Origin of the sequence: Brucella lupini (assembly GCF_002252535.1) — a bacterium.
Classification (GTDB): Bacteria; Pseudomonadota; Alphaproteobacteria; order Rhizobiales; family Rhizobiaceae; genus Brucella; species Brucella anthropi.
Genome location: NZ_NNRN01000030.1, coordinates 1 through 22073 on the forward strand (window position 1 = coordinate 1; position 22073 = coordinate 22073).

The window sequence follows — 22073 nt, forward strand, 5'->3', positions numbered from 1 at the left end:
GTGGTGTGGGAGGAGGGCCTAAAATGCCCTCCTACCCGATTCCACTACCAAGCCTTGTTCTTTTCGGTTAAACCGGGGCAGGGTTGTTTGAGTACAGCATTTCCAGACAATTTTGGGGAAGAGCGCATGAAAGAGTGCAAGGCATGGATTGCCGGTGTGTCGGGAACGAAACTGACTGAGGACGAAATCGCGTTTTTCCGCGATGAAAGACCTTGGGGCTTTATTCTTTTTGCACGCAATGTCGAAAGTCTGGAACAGGTTTCCGAGCTGACGGCGCACATGCGCGACCTGACGGGGCGGCACCAGACGCCGGTTTTCATTGATCAGGAAGGTGGACGCGTGCAGCGCCTTCGCCCGCCGCTCGTTCCAAACTATCCTTCGGCCTCGGAAGTCGGTGCGATCTATGCGCGTGATCGCGAAGCAGGTCTGCGAGCTGCGTGGCTTCATGCCCGCCTGCATGCATTCGATTTGCTGAAGGTTGGCGTCAATGTGGACTGCCTGCCGGTTCTGGACGTACCCGTCGAAGGCGCACATGATGTTATCGGCGCGCGAGCCTATTCCAAGAACCCGCAGGCGGTTGCAGAAATGGGGCGAGCTGCTGCTGAAGGCTTGCTTGCCGGTGGTCTGCTGCCTGTGGTCAAGCATATGCCGGGGCACGGCCGTGCGTTTGCCGACACCCACAAGGAGCTGGCGCGTGTCACGGTTCCCCTGAATGAGCTGGTTGCGCATGATTTCGTGCCGTTCAAGGCGCTCAATGACCTGCCAATGGCAATGACGGCGCATGTCGTATTCGATTGCATCGATCCGCAGCGCCCTTCGACATTGTCACCGACTGTCATCAACACGATCATTCGCGATGTCATCCAGTTCGATGGTCTTGTCATGAGCGACGACATTTCCATGAAGGCGCTTTCGGGCGAACTCGGTGACATTGCGGACGGCATCATCGGTGCCGGTTGTGATATGGTTCTCTATTGCGCAGGTGTGATGGAAGAACTGAAGCAGGTTGCAGCGCGTGTGCCGGTTCTTGAAGGCAAGGCGAAGCGTCGTGCCGATCTGGCCGAAGTTTATGCAGGCGATCCCGATCTTTCCGATGAGGACGAACTGCGTGCAGAATTCAACGCCATGTTCGAACTGATAGCGTAATCGTCAAAACTTGGTAAACTGACTTCACCGGCGGACTGATCCGCCGGTGGACCTTATCAGCAGGGAAACGGGTTTGGCGGCATCGGGAGCAGACACAGACGGCAAAGACGGCACGCTCGTGCCGATGGACGCGCTGTGGCAGGGCGATTCCGAGCGTATCGAAAGTGAACCGTCGCTTCTCATCGATGTGCAGGGGTTTGAAGGCCCGCTTGATTTGCTGCTCCACCTTGCGCGGAGCCAGCGCGTCGATCTCGCCCGTATTTCCGTTCTTGCACTTGCAGAGCAGTATCTGGTGTTCGTGGAACAGGCACGCGCCTTGCGCCTCGAACTTGCAGCTGACTATCTCGTCATGGCTGCATGGCTTGCCTATCTCAAATCGAAGCTGCTGATCCCGAAGCAACAGGGCGATGATGGAGCGACCGGCGAAGAACTGGCTGCTTCGTTGCATTACCGTTTGAAGAGACTTGAAGCCATGCGCGATGCGGCGGCGAAACTCGTCAACCGCAACCGGCTGGGGCGGGATGTTTTTGCGCGCGGTATGCCGGAAATGGTCATGGTGGACAGGACCAGCCAGTTTTCTGGAACGCTGTACGATCTTCTTACCGCCTATGCTTCGCAGCGCCAGCGACAGGCCGTGTCGCAGGTGCAGATTGCCAAGCGCGCAGTCTGGTCATTGAAGGAAGCTCGTGTGGCGCTCGTGCGTTTGATGGGATCGGTGGGCGACTGGATTTCTCTCGACCGTTTCCTGATCGATTATGCGCTTTCGCCGCGTGAAAGAGCTTCGGCGCTTGCGAGTTCCTTCGCCGCCAGTCTTGAACTTGTGCGCGAAGGCAAGCTGGAAGTCAGGCAAAACGCTCCTTTCGAGCCGATCTACATCAGGGCGACAGGAGATATCAGCGAATTGGATGAGGACGAGGATGTCTGAGGCGGAACGTCGAAATCTGGCTGAAATCGATAGTGACGACGATCAGATCGAAACGGAAGTTTCTGTCTTGACGCAGGGGCTTGCTGATCTTGCGCGCATTGTCGAGGCCATTGTTTTTGCGTCCTCTGAACCGGTTTCCGAACGCGCATTGGCCGAACGTCTGCCTGCCAATGTTGACGTCGCGCCAGTGTTGAAACATTTGCAGAAAATATATGAAACGCGCGGCGTGCACCTTGTTCAGGTTGGCAGTGCGTGGGCGTTCCGTACGGCACCCGATCTCGCCTTTCTTATGAGCCGCGAAGCTGTGCAGCAGCGCAAGCTGTCCCGCGCCGCGATGGAAGTGCTTGCCATCATCGCCTATCACCAGCCGGTCACGCGCGCCGAGCTGGAAGATATCCGCGGTGTGGAGACCTCAAAGGGCACACTGGATGTCCTCATGGAGACCGGCTGGATCAAATTGCGCGGACGCCGTCGTACGCCCGGTCGTCCGGTCACCTATGGCACGACCGACTCGTTTCTCGACCATTTCGGCCTTCCGGAAATCCGCGATTTGCCGGGACTGGAAGAGCTGCGCGGGGCAGGGCTGCTCTCGGCACGTATGCCATCGAGCTTTGCCGTTCCGGTGCCGAATATCGACCCGGATGAGCTGACAGAAGACGAAGAGCCGCTCGAAGATATCGATCTGGAAAGCCTTGGCTTGCTCGCCCCACGCGGTGAATAGTCTCAGTATGGCCTTTGGAGCCAATTTTATTTGTCGCAAAGCCGTTCACCGTCACACTTCTGTTTGAAAGATTTGTTGAAAGCGCTTAAATCGTAACTGGCATTGCAGGAACATGCCGCACGTTCGCGGCAATGAGAGGAATAAAATGGGTAGCTTTTCCATCTGGCACTGGCTGATCGTCCTGGCGGTTGTCCTTCTTCTGTTTGGCCGCGGCAAGATTCCCGAGCTGATGGGTGATGTTGCCAAGGGCATCAAGAACTTCAAGCAGGGCATGTCCGACGAAGACGCCAAGGATGACGCGCGGGATTCGGGTCGTACGATCGACGCCAAGGCTGACGAAACCGTCAACGACGTCAAGAAAACCACCAAGTCCTGATCTAACGGATAAAGCATGCTGCGCACGTGCAAGCGCGCGCAGCATATTTTGCCATTTACAAGTGCGGTTTTCCGCCGAAAGACGGGACGCGCGCGCGAATTGCGCGGGGTATCAAGAATATGTTCGACATCGGTTGGTCTGAACTTCTGATTATTGCGATCGTGATGATCGTGGTGGTCGGTCCCAAGGATTTGCCGAAAATGCTGCGTGCATTCGGCAAGGCGACAGCGCGCATGCGTGCCACCGCCAATGAGTTCAAGCAGCAGTTCGACGAAGCCTTGAAAGAGGCTGAGCTTGACGACGTCAAGAACATCATCGATGAGACCCGCAAGCTCGACCCGCGCTCGAAGATCACGCAGGTATTCGATCCGATTCGAAGTGCGGGCGAGGATCTGCGCTCGGGCCTTCAGTCCACGTCTTCCATGTCTCCGGCGACACCCGAAAAAGTCGCTGAAGTGACGACGCCGGTTGATGCCGGTGGCGCACCGGTTCCGCCTGCTGTGGAAAAAGCCGCAGCGCCCAAGAAGGCGACCCGAAAGACTGCACCGAAGGCAGAGAATAAAGCGACCGAAGTCACTGTAGCCAAAACGAAGGCTGCGCCGAAGGCGGCTTCCGTTGCAAAGCCGGCTCCCCGAAAGCCCGCAGCGGCAAAAGCGGAAACGGCAAAGGCTGGAACGGTCAAGGCTGCTGCCGCCACAACTGCCAAGAAGACCACGAAGAAGACAGGAACCAAAGCGTGACACGCGACGAGGACGAAATCGAACAGAGCGCAGCGCCTCTGCTTGAGCACCTGATCGAGCTGCGCCGCCGCCTGATCTGGGCAATTCTGGCATTTTTCGTGGCATTCATTTTCTGTTTCGCTTTTGCCAAACAGCTCTTCAACCTGCTTGTCGTGCCTTATCAATGGGCGCTCGACTGGGCGGGCATGGATCGCTCGAAAGCGGAACTGATATATACCGCGCCGCAGGAATTCTTTTTCACACAGGTGAAGGTGGCCATGTTCGGCGGCATCGTGCTGGCATTTCCGATCATTGCCGCGCAGATATACAAGTTCGTGGCACCCGGCCTCTACAAGCATGAGCGCATGGCGTTCCTGCCGTTCCTGATTGCATCGCCGATCCTATTTTTGACCGGGGGCGCGCTCGTCTACTTCTTCTTCACGCCGATGGTGATGTGGTTCTTCCTCGCAATGCAGCAGACTGGCGGCGCCGGTGAAGTGCAGATTTCTCTCCTGCCGAAGGTATCGGAATATCTGAGCCTCATCATGACGCTCATCTTTGCGTTCGGTCTGGTCTTCCAGCTGCCGGTGGTAACGAGCCTGATGGCTCGTGTCGGACTGGTGACGTCGGCTGGCCTTAAGGACAAGCGCAAATACGCAATTGTCATTGCTTTCGTCGTTGCAGCGGTCTTGACCCCGCCCGATCCGGCGAGCCAGATCGGCCTTGCCTTGCCAACAATCCTTCTCTACGAGATTTCAATCATCGTGGCTCGCATGATCGAGAAGAAGCGGGATGAGGCGCAGGAAGCTTCCGACGCTGAAAACAACGCTTCATCGTCCTGATTTGTCACTATGATTCTGTGAGGTCGCAGGTTGTGCGGCCTCGCTTCTGTTCAATTTCACGAAACGGCTTTTCCCATGCTCGACATCAAATGGATTCGCGAAAACCCTGAAACCCTCGACAAAGCGCTCGCCAAGCGTGGGGCTCAGTCGCTGTCGTCCGAATTGATGGCGCTGGATGAAAAACGCCGCGAATATGTTGGCAAGGTTCAGGCTGCGCAGGAGCGCCGCAATGCCGCTTCGAAGGAGATCGGCAAGGCCATGGCTGCGAAGGACGCGGCGACGGCTGACAAGCTGAAGGCCGAAGTTGCGGAGTTGAAGGATTTTCTTGCGCAGGCTGAGGACGAAGAGCGTCGCCTGACCAAGGAACTGAACGACGCTCTGTCGACCATTCCCAATATTCCGCTCGAAGACGTGCCACTTGGCAAGGACGAAAGCGACAATGTCGAAGTTCGTCGCGTCGGCAACCAGCGAAACTTTGCCTTTCAGCCGAAGGAACATTTCGAGCTGGGCGAGGCGCTCGGTTACATGGATTTTGAACGCGCTGCAAAGCTTGCAGGTTCGCGCTTTACCGTGTTGAAGGGGCCGCTTGCACGTCTCGAACGTGCGCTTGGCCAGTTCATGCTCGACCTGCACACCATGGAACACGGCTATACCGAAACGATGCCGCCGCTGATGGTGCGCGATGAAGCTGTCTATGGCACCGGCCAGTTGCCGAAATTTTCGGAAGATCTGTTCCGCACGACGGATGGTCGTTGGCTGATTCCAACCGCCGAAGTCCCGCTGACCAATCTGGTTGCAGATGAAATCGTCGACACCAAGTCGCTTCCCCAGCGCTACACGGCGCTGACTCCATGCTTCCGTTCGGAAGCGGGTTCTGCCGGTCGCGATACGCGTGGCATGCTGCGCCAGCACCAGTTCCTGAAAGTGGAAATGGTGTCGATCACCGATGCCGACAGCTCGATCGCAGAGCATGAGCGCATGACCGCCTGTGCGGAAGAAGTGCTGAAACGCCTTGGCCTACCGTTCCGTACCGTCGTGCTCTGCACCGGCGACATGGGCTTCGGCGCACAGAAGACTTACGACATCGAAGTATGGATGCCCGGCCAGAACACCTATCGCGAAATTTCCAGCTGCTCGGTCTGCGGCGATTTCCAGGGCCGTCGCATGAACGCCCGCTATCGTCCGGAAGGCGAGAAGTCGACCCGTTTCGTGCATACGCTGAACGGTTCGGGTGTCGCCGTCGGACGCGCGCTGATCGCCGTCATGGAAAATTATCAGGAAGAAGATGGCAGCATTCATATTCCTGAAGCATTGCAGCCATACATGGGCGGCCTCACGCGGATAGAGAAAACTGCGTGAATCACATTTATTGATAAATGAAGGAGTGACGACGTGCGAATTCTGCTGACGAACGATGATGGTATCCACGCTGAAGGCCTCGCAGTTCTGGAGCGGATCGCACGCAAGCTCTCCGACGATGTCTGGGTTGTCGCTCCGGAAACCGACCAGAGCGGCCTCGCGCATTCGCTGACGTTGTCGGAACCGCTTCGCCTTCGCCAGATCGATGATCGTCATTTCGCATTGCGCGGCACGCCGACCGATTGCGTCATCATGGGTGTGCGCCACGTTCTGCCGGGTGCGCCTGATCTCATTCTTTCGGGCGTGAACTCCGGCGCGAATATTGCCGACGATGTCACCTATTCGGGTACGGTTGCCGGCGCCATGGAGGGCACGTTGCTCGGCGTGCGGTCTATCGCGCTGTCGCAGGAATATGAATATGAAGGCGATCGCCGCATCGTGCCGTGGGAAACGGCGGAAACGCACGCGCCTGATCTTATAAAAAAGCTGATGGAGGCAGGATGGCCGGAAGGCGTCCTGTTGAATCTCAACTTCCCGAACTGCGGTGCGGATGAAGTCAAGGGAACGCGCGTCACAGCTCAAGGCAAGCTCAGCCATGATGCCCGCCTCGATGAACGTCGCGACGGGCGTGGCTTCCCGTATTTCTGGCTGCATTTTGGTCGGGGCAAGGCGCCGGTTGCGGATGACAGCGACATTGCAGCCATTCGTTCCGATTGCATTTCTGTAACCCCGTTGCACCTCGATCTGACCGCGCATAAGGTTCGGGCAGAATTGAGCGCAGCACTTGGGGTTGAAGCATGAGGCAGGCAGCGTCTGAGCGCCCACGGCTTTCGGACAGAGAAGGATTCGCATCCTTCGTTATGCGAATGCGCGGGTACGGGATTGACGATCCGCGCCTTTTTGCAGCCATCGAGTCCACACCACGCCAGAGCTTTCTCGCGTCGTCATGGTCTCATCTTTCCTACAGCTCCCGTACTGCGCCGCTCGACTGCGGCGAGTACATGGAGGGCATTGATGATCAGGCTCGCGCCATCGCCGCGCTCAAGCTGGAACCCGGCCATCGTGTGCTGGAGATCGGAACCGGCTCCGGTTTCACGGCTGCTGTTATGTCTTCGCTCGCCGGTCGTGTCACAACGGTCGAACGTTATCGCAAGCTCTGCGACCACGCCTTGCAGCAATTCGTGTCGCTTAAGCGCGAAAACATCATGGTCAAACATGCCGATGGTCGCCATGGATTGCCGGGTGGCCCCTTTGACCGCATCCTGATCTGGCTTGCTTTCGACGAAGTGCCGCGTCATTTCGTTGATCTTCTGGCAACGCATGGCGTGCTGATCGCTCCGATCGGTCCGGGAGATGGTCGACAGATCATGACACGTATCGCCAAGGTCGGCAGCCGATTCGAGCAGGAGGACCTGATGGTGGTCCGCTATCAGCCTTTCATCGAGGGCGTTTCGTCCGTTCTGTGAACGGAGCGCGTATCGATTCGTCAAAATGATGGCTATCAGGCTCTCTTTGGCAGTGTCAGGGAGGGCTTTCGGTCGCTTTGTGCGCTTATGGTATTTAATTGGTGAATCTTTTTTCGAAGATTTGCCGTTCTTAACCAGAGAGTAACATTAACGCGTTTTAATCACCTTACTGAGTTTCGAGTATGGGCGAGTTGAACATGCGTTTACAAATTTTGCAGCACACGTCTGAACGTCTCCTGCGGAATGTCGCGATCGTTCTGATTGCCGGTTTTGGTGCCGGGTGCAGTGCCGATACGATGCGCTTCACTGATGGTATCAGTACGGGCTCTACGTCCAGTCAGCGTGTCGCACAGCAGCCGGCTGGCGATCTTTATGCATCTGCGGCTCCCGTGGCTCCCGCATCGAGCGGTTCCGTTCAGCGCAATTCATTGCCTCCGGTGTCTTCGGCGCCGATGGCAGCACCGGTCGCGGCGGCACGGCAGTCGGTTCAGGCTCCGGTCGCAGCGGCATCCAATAACATTCAGAATCAGGTGGGGCAGGCGCAGGACATGGCTGCAAACCATGTGAACAACACGGTCAATGCAGCAGAAACCAAAGTCGCCAGCGCGGCAACGTCTACGCGCAACACCGTAAATGGTGCGCAGGAAAAGGTTCTCGGGCAGCTTCCGGCGAACCCAGCCATGCCCCGGCCAACGGATAATAATATCGCGGTTGTCCCGCAGGCACCTGCCGTCAACGGCAAGAAGCCTTCGGCGAACGATATGGCTTCGGCAGGCGCAAATGCTACGACGCCGCCGGCGCCGAACGGTACTTACACGGTTAAGAGCGGCGATTCGCTCTTCTCCATCGCGCAGAAGCACAATGTTCCTGTTGAACAGTTGAAGAAGGCAAACGGTCTGTCGAACGGCGCTATCCGCGTCGGACAGGCGCTCGTCATCCCTTCTGCTGGAGCGGGCAACGCAACGCAGGTCGCAGCGGTTTCACAGCCTCCGGAAAACCCGGCCAAGGCTGCCGCACCAGCCGCCAACGCCGATGTGAAGCCTTACACGCCGCCGCAGGCGAGCAACAAGGTGATCGAAGATGCCGAAAAGGATCAGGCGGCAGCGCCTTCTTCCACCGGTATTTCACAGATGCGCTGGCCGGTACGCGGCCGTATTCTCGCAAGCTTCGGCCAGCGTGACGGTACATCGGTAAGCGACGGTATCGACATCATGGTTCCGGAAGGCACATCGGTGAAAGCTGCTGAGAACGGCGTCGTCATCTATGCCGGTGACGGTCTCAAGGAGTTCGGACAGACCGTTCTGATCCGCCACGACAATGGCCTCGTCACCGTTTATGGTCACAACAGCCAGATACTGGTTCAGCGCGGACAGAAGGTTCGCCGTGGCGAAGAAGTTGCAAAATCGGGCATGAGCGGCAACGCGAAATCCCCGAAGCTGCATTTCGAAGTGCGCAAAAATTCGGCCCCGGTCAATCCTTCCAAGTATCTGGAATCGTGACAACAATCTAATAATGAAAGAAGGCGGGCCAAAAGCCCGCCTTCTTTTTTGGTTGGTTCCGTCTTCTTTACATTGCTATTCCAAGGCGACCTGCCAGATCTTGGATATATTGCCAGGCAACGCGCCCCGAACGGTTTCCGCGCGTGGTGGACCATTCCAGCGCTTCGGCATGCATCTTGGCCGGATCGTAAGCCAGCTTAAAATAGGCCGCATAGCCATCGACCATCGCGAGATAATCGTCCTGGCTGCATTTGTGGAAGCCGAGCCAGAGGCCGAAACGGTCCGACAGGGATACCTTTTCCTCAATCGCTTCCGAAGGATTGATCGCCGTCGAGCGCTCGTTGTCGATCATGTCGCGCGGCATCAGATGGCGCCGGTTCGAGGTTGCATAAAAGATCACATTGCCGGGGCGACCTTCGACGCCGCCTTCAAGCGCGGCCTTGAGCGATTTATAGGACGTATCGTCATGATCGAAGGAAAGGTCGTCGCAAAACAGGATGAAGCGATAGTCCGTATCCTTGATGAGGTTCATCAATGTCGGAAGACTATCGATATCCTCGCGATGAATTTCGATCAGCTTGAGCGGAGCGCGATCCGCCATTTCAGCGTTCACACTTGCCTGTGCAGCCTTGACGAGCGAGGATTTGCCCATGCCGCGCGCACCCCAGAGCAGAACATTGTTTGCCGGAAATCCTTTTGCGAAGCGCCGGGTATTGTCCACGAGCTGATCACGTACCAAATCTACGCCACGGATCAGTGCGATATCCACTCGGTTGACGCGCTTGACCGGATCCAGGGTCAGTCGTTCGGGAGCCCAGACAAAGCAGTCTGCGGCATCAAGATCGGGTGTTTTGGCTTCCGGCGGCGCAATGCGTTCCAGAGCGGCGATCAAACGGTCCAGTTTCTGGCTGAGTATGTCTTCGGTCGTCATTTCATGCCCCTGATGATAGGGCTAACGGCTTAACATGTCACAGCGGAGGCGAAAAGTGTGCGACCTTGGCGCAGGCGGGATCATCGCCGGTTGCATTTGGCGCGCTAACCATTGTAATGCCGATAATAATTTGTCTTCGAGACTTCAGAGGAGTTCCTAATGTTCGTAACACCGGCTTTCGCTCAGGCATCCGGCGGCGCTGTTGGACCAGATATGCTCATGAGCATTCTGCCGTTCATCCTGATCTTCGTGATCATGTACTTCCTTATCATCCGCCCGCAGCGGACCCAGATGAAGAAGCGTCAGGAAATGCTGACCCAGGTTCGTCGTGGCGATACCGTCGTGACCGGCGGCGGCATTGTCGGCAAGGTTCAGAAGGTTGTTGACGACAACGAACTTGAAGTCGAAATCGCTGAAGGCGTGCGCATCCGCGTTATGCGCAGCACGCTGATGGATGTTCGCGTCAAGGGCGAGCCCGTCGCCGACAACAAGAACAAGTAATTCTTTTTACGACACGCAGGCCCCGGTAAGGTTTCCATAACCGGGGCCTGCGCATTATTCGGTGCGCGCTAATATACGATGCGCGTGCCACGACGCCGGAGAGCGGTTCGCAACAGGTGAACTCCGGCATGCTCTATCCAAGCTGATACGGAATTGCTGCTCTATGCTCTATTTTTCACGCTGGAAATCTGCCCTGATCTGGCTCGCGGTTCTCGTGAGTTTCATCATCGCATCCCCTAACTTTTTCTCGCGTGAAACGCTGGCAAAACTGCCAAACTTCCTGCCGAAGCAGCAGATCGCCCTTGGGCTCGATCTCTCCGGCGGCTCACGTCTGGTCCTGCAGGTGCAGAATCCCGGACGAGGGGAGCTCGAGCGCACCGCAAATATCATGCGGCAGCGTCTGGAGGAGCTTGGTTATGGCAAACCTCTCGTCGAAGAGGAAAACCGCAATCAGATTCGGGTTGAAGTTCCCGGTGTCTATGACGCGCAGCTTCTGAAAGACATTCTCAGCGTTCGCGGCAATTTCTCTTTCCGCGCCGTCGACAGCACCATGTCACCGGATGATGCCATTCGCGGTACACCGCCCGCTGACAGTGAAATCATCTATTCCTATGACGATCCGCCTGTCGGCTATCTCGTCAAGAAGCAACCGATCCTGACTGGCGCCAATGTGACGGATGCCAAGGCGACGCTGTCGGATGACGATAGTGAGCCTGTCATCACGCTGACATTGGACGATGCAGGCCGCAAAAATCTTGCCGAAGCAACATCGCATCTGGTTGGTGGTAGCTTTGCTATCGTCGTCGACAATCAGATCGTTTCCGCGCCTGCCGTCGATGAGAAGCTCGATACGAATGAGCTGCAGATTTCAGGCGCTTTCGATCTTCAGGCGGCCAACAATATGGCCGTTGTGCTGCGTTCCGGCGCGCTGCCGCAAGATGTAACGGTTCTGGAAGAACGCACGATTGCGTCGGCTCTGGGCGAGGACTATGCCAGCGCGGCCGCACTGGCAGCATTGCTTGCGGCACTGCTCGTCGGCCTGTTCATGGTCTTGTCCTACGGTATCCTCGGTGTGATCGCCATGGTCGCACTGGCCGTCAACATCATCATTCTGACAGCCATACTCTCGCTGATCGGCGCTTCGATCAGTCTCGCCAGCATTGCCGGTCTGGTACTGACCATAGGTTTGGCTGTTGACGCCCACATCCTGATTTACGAACGTGTGCGCGAAGATCGCCGCAAGGGCTATTCCGTTGTCCAGGCGATGGAATCCGGCTTCTATCGCGCACTCTCGACCATCATCGACGCAAACCTCACCACACTTATTGCAGCGCTCGTTCTGTTTCTGCTCGGGTCGGGGACGGTTCATGGCTTCGCGCTGACGGTCGCGGTCGGCATCGGCACCACGCTCTTCACGACGCTCACCTTCACCCGCTTGCTGATCGCGCAGTGGGTGCGCACAGCCAAACCGAAGGAAGTGCCGAAGCGTCGTCTGAAACTGGTTCCGACTGTAACGCACATTCCGTTCATGCGTCTGCAATTCGTGACGCTCGGCATCTCGGTGCTGGCCTGCGCTATCGTGGTCGCGCTGTTCGTCAATATCGGCTTCAACTACGGCATTGATTTCCGTGGCGGTTCGATGGTTGAACTGCAGGCCCGCAGCGGTGACGCCAATATTGAAGACATCACCGAACGTCTTACCGAACTCAATATCGACAGCGCCCGCGTTCTGCCGGCAAAGTCTCCGCGCTCTGCCCTTGTCATTATCGGCAGTCAGGAAGTCGGCGACGATGCCGAACAAACCGTCGCGGTGAAACTGCGCGGAGAGTTCGAGCAGGACTACTCATTCCAGCGCGTTGAAGTCGTCGGGCCGACCGTTTCGGAACAGCTTTCGCGCGCCGGAGTTCTGGCGGTCATTCTGTCGCTGATCGGTATCTTCATTTACGTATGGGTCCGGTTCCGCTGGCAGCTCGCGCTTGGTGCGGTGCTTTCAACCTTGCACGACGTCATCATTCTCGCGGGCATGTTCATTGTCTTCCGCATGGAGTTCAATCTTTGGAGCGTTGCAGCAATTCTGACGATCATCGGCTATTCGCTGAACGATACGGTGGTGATCTACGACCGCGTGCGTGAGAACCTGCGCGTCTATAAAAGCGCACCACTGCCTGCCATCATCGATGCCTCGATCAACCAGACGCTGTCGCGTACCTTGCTGACGTCCTTTGTGACCTTTCTAGCGCATATTCCACTCTATGCCTTCGGTGGCGCGGATATTCGCAGCTTTGCACTGGCACTGAGCGTCGGTATCATTGTTGCAAGCTATTCATCGATCTTCATCGCCGCTCCATTGTTGGTTCAGTTCGGCCTCAAGCCGCGTGGGCCGGATGAATCCAGCGATCAAATGGATGATGAACTGGCGCAATCGCTGAATTTGGAAAGCTGAAAATGGCCAAAGGGATAGAGATACGCGAGGCCCATTTTCCGGGCCGTGCTCCCATTGACGCCTATGGCGACGGTGGATTCCGCTTTGCCGAAATGTCGCATCGCGGTTCCATTCTTTGCCTGCCTTCGGGCATTCATGGCTGGGAACCTGCGACGCCGCCGACACTGGCCAAAGCCGATCTCAAGATGATCCTTGAGCAGGCATCCGATATTGAAATTCTGCTGGTAGGCACGGGCATGGATCTGCGCCGTATTCCAGAAGACGTGCGCGCTATCCTGCGCGAACACCGCATTTCTTCCGATCCGATGAGTACAGGTGCCGCCGTTCGCACCTATAATGTGCTTCTGGCCGAAGATCGTGCGGTCGCAGCGGCGTTGATTGCTGTAGACTGACATCATGAACGAGAATGAGGCACATTGCCTGGCATTGCTTCGCCAAGCTGACCGGGACCGCTATCTGTCAGTGCTTTATGCGCCGGAGGATCATCGTGGCGGTCTGGCTGCATTATACGCATTCAACGCCGAAGTCGCGCGTATCCGTGATTTGGTTCACGAACCGCTGCCGGGCGAAGTCCGGCTGCAATGGTGGCGCGATCTCATCAACGGCGAGGCGAGGGGTAGTGCGGAAGCACATCCCGTTGCCGCAGCGCTGATCAACACCATTGAAAAATATGAGCTGCCTCGAACTGCTTTCGACAATTATTGCGAAGCGCGCATCTTCGATCTTTATGACGATCCGATGCCCAGCCGCAATGATCTGGAAGGTTATTGCGGGGAAACCGCATCGGCGATCATCCAGTTAGCCGGCTTTATACTGAACAGAGATGCCGCGCAGGCACAGACGGAAATAACCGGCCATGCTGGCGTGGCACAGGCCGTAACCGGCTTGCTTCGCCTTATGCCTATTCACCGGCGGCGTGGGCAACTCTATGTGCCTGCCGATATGTTGCAGGCAGTAGGTGTGACCCGCGAGACTTTCATTGCTGGCGAAGACAAGGCTGCTGTCGAGCGAGTGATCAGCATCATGCTGGCTTTCGCGCGTGAACATCTGGCGATTTTCGAGAAGAACAAGTCACAGCTGCCGAAGAGTCTTGTTCCGGCGTTTCTGCCTTTGGCGCTTGTTCCGGCCTATCTGCGAGCAATCGAACGCCTGGGCGCACAGGCTGCGGAAAAGGTGGCGGACATTTCAGCCATCCGGAAGCAATGGCTCATGTTCAGAGCCAACTTCTGAGTAGCCAGAACCGATGGGCTTCAGTTCAATCGAACCGAAGCCCATCGCAATATCACTCAGCCGGTTCTAGCCCCGAGCCCAGCCCCAACAAGCCCAGCCATTGACGGCAGTCAGCCAGAGCACGTGCGGAAAGCGCGCGTTTCTTGGCAACAGTCTTTTCCTTGCCGCGCAGACGCTTGCCTTCCGGCTTCGGAACATCGACGGGCGGGAAAAGCCCGAAATTCACATTCATCGGCTGGAACGAACGCTTGCCCGGTTCGTCGTCGGCAACGATGTGCCCACCCGTTATATGACCGAGCAGGGCACCGAACGCGGTTGTTCCGGGAGGTGGCGTCAACGTCTGCCCCAGCTTTTCTGCTGCAGTGAAACGACCTGCCAGCAATCCAATGGCTGACGATTCGACATAGCCTTCACAACCCGTCACCTGACCGGCAAAGCGCAGTGTTTCGCGTGATTTCAGGCGAAGCGTACCGTCGAGCAGCACGGGAGAATTCAGATAGGTGTTGCGGTGAAGGCCGCCGAGGCGGGCGAATTCCGCATTTTCGAGACCCGGAATCATCTTGAAGATGCCGGTCTGCGAGCCGTATTTCAGCTTCGTCTGGAAACCGACCATGTTGTAGAGCGTGCCGAGCGCATTGTCCTGACGGAGCTGCACGACGGCATAAGCCTTCACAGTCGGATTATGGGCGTTGGTAAGGCCCATCGGCTTCATCGGCCCATGACGCAAGGTTTCCGGCCCGCGTTCGGCCATCACCTCGATCGGCAGGCAACCGTCGAAATAGGGAGTGCCTTCCCATTCCTTGAAGTCGGTCTTGTCGCCTTCGACCAATGCGGCCACGAAGGCCTCATACTGCTCCTTGTCCATCGGGCAGTTGATGTAGTCTTTTCCGGTGCCGCCGGGGCCAACCTTGTCATAGCGCGACTGGAACCAGCAGACATCCATATTGATCGAATCAAAATGGATAATCGGAGCAATGGCATCGAAGAAGGCCAAAGCATCCGCTCCTGTTTGCGCCTGAATGGCCTCAGCCAGTGAAGGCGCGGTCAGGGGCCCGGTGGCAACAATGGTCGTTCCCCATTCCTCTGGCGGCAGGCCGGTGACTTCTTCCCGAACGATTGTAATCAGCGGATGGGCTTCAAGCTTGGCAGTGACGGCCTGCGAAAAGCCTTCGCGGTCGACGGCCAGCGCACCACCTGCGGGAACTTGATGTGCATCGGCGCATGCCATGATGAGCGATCCGGCAAGGCGCATTTCAGCATGAAGAACGCCGACGGCATTGGTTTCGGCATCATCCGAGCGGAAAGAGTTGGAACAGACAAGCTCGGCCAGTTGCTCGGTCTTGTGGGCGTCGGTGCCGCGTACGGGGCGCATTTCGTGCAGTATGACGGGCACGCCCGCCTGCGCGAGCTGCCATGCAGCTTCAGAACCGGCAAGACCGCCGCCGACGACGTGAACGGGAGAAAGATCGGATGTGTTTGACATGGGCCATTCCCTTATCGCCTTTGCTGAACGCCTTCAATGGAGAAGGCTCGCTAAGGATGGGAATCGAGCCGCAAAAAGAAATGGCATCCGTCGCGGGAGGAGGAGCGACGGATGCCATTATGGTAAGACCGGCATTGGGAGGAGGAGAACCGGTCTTGTTATCGCAAAACCTGGGAGGAGGATGGTTCTGCGATGAACCAAGTCTGGTGGGAGGAGGATCCAGACTTGGAGAAACCCCTATCGGGAGAAACTGTGAGGCTCGTTAATTAACGGGCCTTGGTCTGGCGAGCCACGAACGGAATGTCCGCGCGGGAGATGCCAAGATCGTTCAGCTCACGGGTGGAGAGCTGGCTGAGTTCATTGACGGTGTCGCGGTAACGGCGCCAGTTGTTGTAAGAGCGGAGGAGGTTCATCGTGCTATTCCTTCATCGTTGAGGAACTGGAGTTCTGTTCAATTCATCTCGTTTGTTGCCCATGATATAAGCTATTGTTTTCGCAGGTTGCAGACCCGAGTTTGCATAGCTGCTCTGCGGGTTCTGCACGACACGTTAAATCGATTAGACTGGTATGGCACAAAATTGCCGCAAAGCGATTTGATCCACTCTTTGCCGGCAGCGCAGTTTCCTATATGTTCTCAAACGCTTACGGTTGCGACAGCAACAACTGACAGAATGACCAGGAGCTAATTTGTCATTTTCCATTTCTGTTGAACGCCTGATCGAGAGATGGCAGCGGGACGGTCTGATCGATGCGGAAACAGCATCGAAACTGAATGCCGACCTTGAAAAGCGCGCTTCGGTCTTCAGCCTTGGTTCCGTTCTGGCCACGCTTGGCGGGCTGCTTCTCGGCGCAGCCGTTATCATGCTGGTTGCCGCGAACTGGCAGGAAATGCCGCGCCTCATGCGCATCGGCCTCATATTCGTTCTTATTTGGGTGAGTTATCTCGGTGGAGCCTGGCGGCAGTCTCGTGGTGACAAGCTGTTTCCGGCTACGCTCTATATTGTGGGTGCTGCATCGTTCGGGGCAGGGCTGGCGCTTGTGGGGCAAATGTATCATTTGTCCGGCGACATCCATTCCGCCGCAATCTATTGGTCCATAGGCGTTCTGGTTTCGGCTTTTCTTCTACGCGCGCCGGTGCTGGCGGCTTTCGGTGCCGGTGTCGCCTGCTTTTATCTTTCGACCTACGTTTTTGATACCTCGTCCTATGATGACGTGACCTATCGCTGGATCGGACCGCTGCTTTTGCTGTTCGGTGCTGCAGCGGCCTTGTTCACGCGCTCGCGACATGCAGCCCATCTGTGGGCAATGTTCTCCATCGGCTGGGCTTTGCTCGTCTATGCGGAGCATGAGAGCAATACGGTGCTGGTGCTTATGCTGGTCGTGGGAATCGGTCTGATACTGGCTGACGGTTTTGCCCATGATACGGTGCAGAGACTGACCCGCTTCGCTCATCCGCTCGCGGCATACGGGCTGGCTCTCGCGCTGTTGGCGCTTGTTACGCTTCAGATCAACCAGATGTTCTCCTATTCCAGCGTTACCGCAAATCTGGATAGGGACATATTATATAGCATCTTCATACTGGCGCTCGCGATCGGGGCGATTGCTGTTGCCGGTCGAAATAATGGCGGCCTGCGTTCCATCGCCTATGCCGCATTTTCGATCCAGGTTCTCTATCTGGCTTTCGAGACGGTTGGCACCATGATCGGAACATCCGGCTTCTTCCTGACTGCGGGCATTCTCGTGCTGCTGCTGGCTGCTTTTGTGAGACGCATGGAGAACCGGTTCGGAAGGAAAAGCAGCGTGGAGGCCCGCCTATGACTATTCGGCTCAAATGGCTCTATGTCGGGGCAACCGTCACTGCATTGCTGCAGACCGGCATTCTTTATGCAGGCATAGAAAAGCGCGCCTCTGTCCTGCGTTCGGGTGCGGAAGTGACGCTGCAGACGGAGCCTTTCGACCCGCGCGATCTGATGCGCGGCGACTATGTCGTTCTGGGGTACGAGATTTCCAGTCTGTCCCGAAAGGATATTCAGGGCGAGCGTCCTGCCGGTTCGCGAACCGTCTATGTGGCCGTGAAGCCCGATACAAACGGGATAGCGCGGTTTTCACGCGCGTCATTCGTTCCGCTTTCAGACCTTACCTCCGGTGAGGAGCAGATTCGGGGCGAGGCTGCTTATTCCATATCCGATGATGCGGAATCGAATATTCGTCTCAATTTTGGCATTGAACGGTATTATGTACCCGAGGGGCAGGGACGTGCGATTGAAGACAGCCAGCGCGAGCGGCGGATTACTGCCGTTGTGGCGGTCGATCCGAACGGAACGCCGGTCATCAAAGCCCTGCAGGAAGACGGCCAGCAGCTTTATCAGGAGCCTCTTTATTGATCCTGTCATCACGCCCTGTTTCAAAAGGGTTGGCTGATGCGACAGGATCGCTATATAGAGACGGAAAGGGTAGGAAGAGCTCAGCCTGATCGAACCTTGTAAATCTATGCAAGGAAGGCGGCTTTTTTCCTTTGAACCGGGAAAATTGGATGATATAGAGACGCGCGCTTTCGAGGGGCGGTTCAATATCTGAGACGAATAATGGCGCGTTCTGAGGAATGTGCTTCGGTTCAGAAGCGGATGTGGCGAAATTGGTAGACGCACCAGATTTAGGTTCTGGCGGGAGACCGTGGGGGTTCGAGTCCCTCCATCCGCACCAACTGCCATAAGGCAAAAGAATTTCTCTCCCGCGACAAGGCAAACAAGCCGGTGACGGCGGGACAATGACAAGAAGTGAAGGTTTGAACATGCAGGTTACCGAAACGCTCAATGAAGGGCTGAAGCGCGAGATCAAAGTCGTGGTTCCGGCCAAGGACCTCGAAGCCAAGCTCGCAGAGCGGCTGGAAACTGCGCGTGACCGCGCCAAGATCAACGGCTTCCGTCCGGGCAAGGTGCCTGCGGCTCACCTCCGCAAGATGTACGGCAAGTCCTTCATGGCGGAAATCGTCAACGAAATCCTCAACGACTCGTCGCGTTCGCTTCTCGCTGAACGTAACGAAAAGTCGGCTACGCAGCCTGAAGTCATCATGTCGGAAGACGAAAAAGAGGCCGAACAGGTTCTCGACGGCAAGGCCGATTTCGTTTTCTCGCTGAACTACGAAGTTCTGCCGGCAATTGAAGTCAAGGACTTCTCGAAGATCGCCGTTACCCGTGAAGTCGTCGATATTTCCGATGAGGAAGTTGACGATCAGGTCAAGCGCATCGCTTCGTCGACCCGCGCCTTCGAAACCAAGAAGGGCAAGGCCGAAAACGAAGATCGCGTCACGATCGACTATCTGGGCAAGCTCGACGGCGAGCCGTTTGAAGGCGGCGCGGACAACGATGCGCAGCTCGTTCTCGGTTCGGGTCAGTTCATTCCGGGCTTCGAAGAGCAGCTTGTTGGTGTCAAGGCTGGCGACGAGAAGGTCATCACTGTGACGTTCCCGGCAGAATACGGCGCTGCCCATCTGGCTGGCAAGGAAGCTACCTTCGACATTACCGTCAAGGAAGTTGCCAAGCCGAACGAACTCGTTCTCGATGATGAAACTGCAAAGAAGCTCGGCATCGAATCGCTTGAGCGTCTGCGTCAGGTTGTTCGCGAACAGATCGAAAGCCAGTACGGCCAGATCACCCGCCAGAAGGTAAAGCGTCAGATTCTCGACGCTCTGGACGGTGACTACCAGTTCGCAACGCCGCAGAAGCTTGTTGACGCTGAATTCAACAATATCTGGCAGCAGATCAACTTCGACCTGCAGCAGGCTGGCCGCACATTCGAAGACGAAGAAACCACCGAAGAAGCTGCTCGCGAAGAATATCGCAAGCTCGCTGAGCGTCGCGTACGCCTCGGTCTGGTTCTGTCGGAAATCGGCGAAAAGGCTGGCGTTGAAGTTTCTGAAGAAGAACTGCAGCGCGCTGTTTACGATCAGGTTCGTCGCTATCCGGGCCAGGAAAAGGAAATCTACGAATTCCTGCGCAAGACGCCGGATGCCGTTGCCAACCTTCGCGCCCCGATCTTTGAAGAAAAGGTCGTTGACCATCTGCTCGCCAACATCAGCGTGACCGACAAGAAGGTCTCGAAGGAAGAGCTGACGGCTGAAGACGAAGATGCAGCTTCGGAAGCAAAGCCTGCCAAGAAGGCTGCTCCCAAGAAGAAGGCCGCTCCTAAGAAGAAGGCCGACGAAGGCAAGTCCGAAGAGACTTGATCTTCACTTCCAGCATGAATTCGGAGGGGCCGCGCATAGCGCGGCCTTTTCGTTTTGCGATCATGGAAATGGTGGCTGAAAAGCTTGCATCCGGTGGGGCTTTGCTCTAGCCAATACAACAATCAGTTTCAGCCCAATCACAGTATTGTCGAGCCAGTAATGTCCCTAATCGATACGCGTATACCTGAACCCAAACGCTTTATCTCCGGCGCGACCGGCGACTGGGAAGTCGTCATCGGCATGGAAGTCCATGCGCAGGTCACGTCAGAATCGAAGCTGTTCTCCGGCGCTTCCACTTCGTTTGGCGCGGAGCCGAATTCGAATGTTTCTCTGGTTGATGCAGCCATGCCGGGCATGCTGCCGGTCATCAATCTGGAATGCGTCAAACAGGCGGTTCGCACGGGAATCGGGCTCAATGCTCAGATCAATCTGAAGTCGGTTTTCGACCGCAAGAACTATTTCTATCCCGATCTGCCGCAGGGCTACCAGATCTCACAGTTCAAGCAGCCTATCGTTGGCGAAGGCAAGATCATGATTTCGGTCGGCCCGGACAATAAGGGCCAGTTCGAAGACGTGGAAATCGGCATCGAGCGCCTGCATCTGGAACAGGATGCGGGCAAGTCCATGCACGATCAGCATCCGACCATGTCCTATGTGGACCTGAACCGTTCTGGTGTGGCGTTGATGGAAATCGTATCGAAGCCGGACCTGCGTTCCTCCGATGAAGCACGCGCTTATCTGACCAAGCTGCGCACGATTGTGCGTTATCTCGGCACTTGCGACGGCAATATGGACGAAGGCTCGATGCGCGCTGACGTAAACGTCTCCGTGCGCCGTCCGGGCGGGGAATTCGGCACGCGCTGCGAAATCAAGAACGTCAACTCGATCCGCTTCGTCGGTCAGGCGATTGAATATGAGGCTCGTCGCCAGATTGCTATTCTCGAGGACGGTGGCTCCATCGATCAGGAAACGCGTCTGTTCGATCCGGTAAAGGGTGAAACCCGGTCCATGCGCTCCAAGGAAGAAGCGCATGACTATCGCTATTTCCCTGATCCGGACCTTCTGCCACTCGAGTTCGACCAGGCATTCGTGGATGCGCTGGCAGTGGATCTGCCGGAACTGCCGGACGTCAAGAAGCAGCGCCTCGTCGAGAAGCAGGGTATCTCGATCTATGATGCATCGATTCTCGTTACCGAGAAGGCCATTGCTGATTATTATGAATCCGTTGCTGCGGGTCGTGACGGCAAGGCCGCAGCGAACTGGGTCATCAACGATCTCCTCGGCGCGCTGAACAAGGCGGGCAAGGACATTGAGGAATCGCCGGTCAGCCCGGAACAGCTCGGTGCAGTCATCGATCTCATCAAGGAAGGTACGATTTCCGGTAAGATCGCCAAGGATCTTTTCGAGATCGTCTGGAATGAGGGCGGTGACCCGAAGAAGCTCGTTGAAGAACGTGGCATGAAGCAGGTTACGGACACCGGTGCCATCGAGAAGGCCGTGGACGATGTCATTGCTGCCAACCCGGAAAAGGTTGAGCAGGCGAAAGCCAAGCCGACGCTGGCTGGCTGGTTCGTTGGTCAGGTCATGAAGGCAACGGGCGGGAAGGCCAACCCGCAATCCGTGAATGAACTGGTCAAGGCCAAGCTCGGGATTGAAGAGTAATGTGGGTCAGGAGCGCGACAGAGGCTGATCTCAAGGCAGTGCATGAGCTGCTGGTATCGACCTGGCACGCGACCTTTGACGACATCCTCGGGCGGGAAACGGTGGATGCCGTTACCGCCCGGTGGCACGGCATCGCTGTTCTGAAGGCCAATCTGAAGAAGCCTTATTCGGAATTCATTGTCGCCGATAACGGCAATGGTGGGATCGACGGAATGGCTTTTGCCAGCCAGTCCGAAGAAGGCAAGGCTTCGCTGCATCAGCTTTATGTTCGTCCCGACACGCAGGTTCAAGGTATTGGAACGATGCTTCTCGCCGAAATCGAGATGGCTTTTCCTGATGTTCGAACGATGAAGCTTGAAGTGATCGAGCGAAACACCAAGGCGGTGAATTTCTACGAGCGCAAAGGCTATACCAAAGTCGGCCGGAACGAGGATTGGGGCGATCCCAATTGCAAGGAACCGGTGCTGGTTATGGAAAAGTCGCTCGAAAGCTGGAATATGTAAAGCATGTCTCGCCAAAGTGGAGATCGCTTTGGGGAGACATGC

General features: G+C 56.5%; 22 protein-coding genes and 1 tRNA gene. 20 read left to right on the plus strand and 3 right to left on the minus strand.

Annotation, left to right across the window (positions count from 1 at the left end; translation table 11 throughout):
* Positions 1–126: 126 nt before the first annotated feature.
* The 10 genes from nagZ (at position 127) to dipM (ending at position 9053) form a co-directional block, all read left to right on the plus strand.
* Positions 127–1146 (plus strand): beta-N-acetylhexosaminidase, encoded by a 1020-nt coding sequence (nagZ, locus tag CES86_RS03140; protein WP_012092216.1) that lies wholly within the window; start codon positions 127–129, stop codon positions 1144–1146.
* A gap of 73 nt (positions 1147–1219) precedes the next feature.
* Positions 1220–2071, plus strand: coding sequence for a segregation and condensation protein A (locus CES86_RS03145; protein WP_094513700.1), 852 nt, complete (start codon positions 1220–1222; stop codon positions 2069–2071).
* Entirely contained in the window at positions 2064–2792 is a 729-nt protein-coding gene (scpB, locus tag CES86_RS03150) for an SMC-Scp complex subunit ScpB (protein WP_012092214.1), read from the plus strand. Before CES86_RS03145 ends, scpB begins: the two co-directional genes overlap by 8 nt.
* A gap of 145 nt (positions 2793–2937) precedes the next feature.
* Positions 2938–3168 (plus strand): twin-arginine translocase TatA/TatE family subunit, encoded by a 231-nt coding sequence (locus tag CES86_RS03155; RefSeq protein WP_010661242.1) that lies wholly within the window; start codon positions 2938–2940, stop codon positions 3166–3168.
* A gap of 119 nt (positions 3169–3287) precedes the next feature.
* The gene (gene tatB, locus CES86_RS03160; protein WP_094513747.1) at positions 3288–3908 is read left to right on the plus strand and encodes a Sec-independent protein translocase protein TatB; all 621 of its coding nucleotides are present in this window, start codon (positions 3288–3290) and stop codon (positions 3906–3908) included.
* The gene (tatC, locus tag CES86_RS03165) at positions 3905–4729 is read left to right on the plus strand and encodes a twin-arginine translocase subunit TatC (protein ID WP_012092212.1); all 825 of its coding nucleotides are present in this window, start codon (positions 3905–3907) and stop codon (positions 4727–4729) included. Before tatB ends, tatC begins: the two co-directional genes overlap by 4 nt.
* Positions 4730–4804: 75 nt before the next feature.
* Positions 4805–6088, plus strand: coding sequence for a serine--tRNA ligase (gene serS / locus CES86_RS03170; RefSeq protein WP_094513748.1), 1284 nt, complete (start codon positions 4805–4807; stop codon positions 6086–6088).
* Positions 6089–6121: 33 nt separating this feature from the next.
* Positions 6122–6889, plus strand: a complete 768-nt coding sequence (gene surE, locus CES86_RS03175; protein ID WP_071633074.1) for a 5'/3'-nucleotidase SurE — start codon at positions 6122–6124, stop codon at positions 6887–6889.
* On the plus strand, positions 6886–7554 hold the full coding sequence (locus CES86_RS03180; protein WP_094513701.1) for a protein-L-isoaspartate(D-aspartate) O-methyltransferase: 669 nt from the start codon (positions 6886–6888) through the stop codon (positions 7552–7554). Before surE ends, CES86_RS03180 begins: the two co-directional genes overlap by 4 nt.
* 182 nt (positions 7555–7736) lie before the next feature.
* Positions 7737–9053 (plus strand): cell division endopeptidase DipM, encoded by a 1317-nt coding sequence (gene dipM, locus CES86_RS03185; RefSeq protein ID WP_094513703.1) that lies wholly within the window; start codon positions 7737–7739, stop codon positions 9051–9053.
* Between the two features lie 67 nt (positions 9054–9120).
* On the opposite strand, the gene CES86_RS03190 is transcribed toward dipM, so the two are convergent.
* A complete protein-coding gene (locus CES86_RS03190; protein ID WP_094513704.1) occupies positions 9121–9984 on the minus strand; it encodes an ATP-binding protein in 864 nt (287 codons plus the stop codon).
* 159 nt (positions 9985–10143) lie between these two features.
* Here CES86_RS03190 and yajC point away from each other — a divergent pair, with 159 nt between their 5' ends.
* The 4 genes from yajC (at position 10144) to CES86_RS03210 (ending at position 14158) form a co-directional block, all read left to right on the plus strand.
* On the plus strand, positions 10144–10485 hold the full coding sequence (gene yajC, locus CES86_RS03195; protein WP_010661250.1) for a preprotein translocase subunit YajC: 342 nt from the start codon (positions 10144–10146) through the stop codon (positions 10483–10485).
* Positions 10486–10648: 163 nt separating this feature from the next.
* On the plus strand, positions 10649–12928 hold the full coding sequence (secDF, locus tag CES86_RS03200) for a protein translocase subunit SecDF (protein WP_010661251.1): 2280 nt from the start codon (positions 10649–10651) through the stop codon (positions 12926–12928).
* A 2-nt stretch (positions 12929–12930) separates the two neighbouring features.
* On the plus strand, positions 12931–13320 hold the full coding sequence (locus CES86_RS03205; protein WP_012092205.1) for an Mth938-like domain-containing protein: 390 nt from the start codon (positions 12931–12933) through the stop codon (positions 13318–13320).
* A 4-nt stretch (positions 13321–13324) separates the two neighbouring features.
* Positions 13325–14158, plus strand: coding sequence for a phytoene/squalene synthase family protein (locus CES86_RS03210; protein ID WP_012092204.1), 834 nt, complete (start codon positions 13325–13327; stop codon positions 14156–14158).
* A 52-nt stretch (positions 14159–14210) separates the two neighbouring features.
* Here the strand turns inward: CES86_RS03210 and trmFO are convergent, their stop codons facing one another.
* Both trmFO and CES86_RS03225 read right to left on the minus strand, forming a co-directional pair.
* Positions 14211–15641 carry a methylenetetrahydrofolate--tRNA-(uracil(54)-C(5))-methyltransferase (FADH(2)-oxidizing) TrmFO gene (gene trmFO, locus CES86_RS03215; protein ID WP_012092203.1) on the minus strand — a complete coding sequence of 477 codons (1431 nt, stop codon included), beginning with the start codon at positions 15639–15641 and terminating at the stop codon, positions 14211–14213.
* 266 nt (positions 15642–15907) lie between these two features.
* Positions 15908–16054: a DUF1127 domain-containing protein gene (locus tag CES86_RS03225; RefSeq protein WP_006466676.1), complete on the minus strand. Its 147-nt coding sequence runs from the start codon at positions 16052–16054 to the stop codon at positions 15908–15910.
* Between the two features lie 274 nt (positions 16055–16328).
* On the opposite strand from CES86_RS03225, the gene CES86_RS03230 reads away from it, so the two are divergent.
* The 6 genes from CES86_RS03230 (at position 16329) to CES86_RS03255 (ending at position 22031) form a co-directional block, all read left to right on the plus strand.
* Positions 16329–17459 (plus strand): DUF2157 domain-containing protein, encoded by a 1131-nt coding sequence (locus tag CES86_RS03230; RefSeq protein WP_094513706.1) that lies wholly within the window; start codon positions 16329–16331, stop codon positions 17457–17459.
* Entirely contained in the window at positions 17456–18025 is a 570-nt protein-coding gene (locus tag CES86_RS03235; protein WP_094513707.1) for a GDYXXLXY domain-containing protein, read from the plus strand. The genes CES86_RS03230 and CES86_RS03235 overlap by 4 nt, the downstream gene beginning before the upstream one ends.
* A 236-nt stretch (positions 18026–18261) precedes the next feature.
* Positions 18262–18344: transfer RNA gene (locus CES86_RS03240), tRNA-Leu, on the plus strand.
* Between the two features lie 88 nt (positions 18345–18432).
* Positions 18433–19866: a trigger factor gene (gene tig / locus CES86_RS03245; protein WP_268876087.1), complete on the plus strand. Its 1434-nt coding sequence runs from the start codon at positions 18433–18435 to the stop codon at positions 19864–19866.
* A gap of 159 nt (positions 19867–20025) precedes the next feature.
* Positions 20026–21528, plus strand: coding sequence for an Asp-tRNA(Asn)/Glu-tRNA(Gln) amidotransferase subunit GatB (gene gatB / locus CES86_RS03250; protein WP_012092152.1), 1503 nt, complete (start codon positions 20026–20028; stop codon positions 21526–21528).
* Positions 21528–22031 carry a GNAT family N-acetyltransferase gene (locus CES86_RS03255; RefSeq protein WP_036583875.1) on the plus strand — a complete coding sequence of 168 codons (504 nt, stop codon included), beginning with the start codon at positions 21528–21530 and terminating at the stop codon, positions 22029–22031. The genes gatB and CES86_RS03255 overlap by 1 nt, the downstream gene beginning before the upstream one ends.
* The last annotated feature ends 42 nt before the right edge of the window (positions 22032–22073 follow it).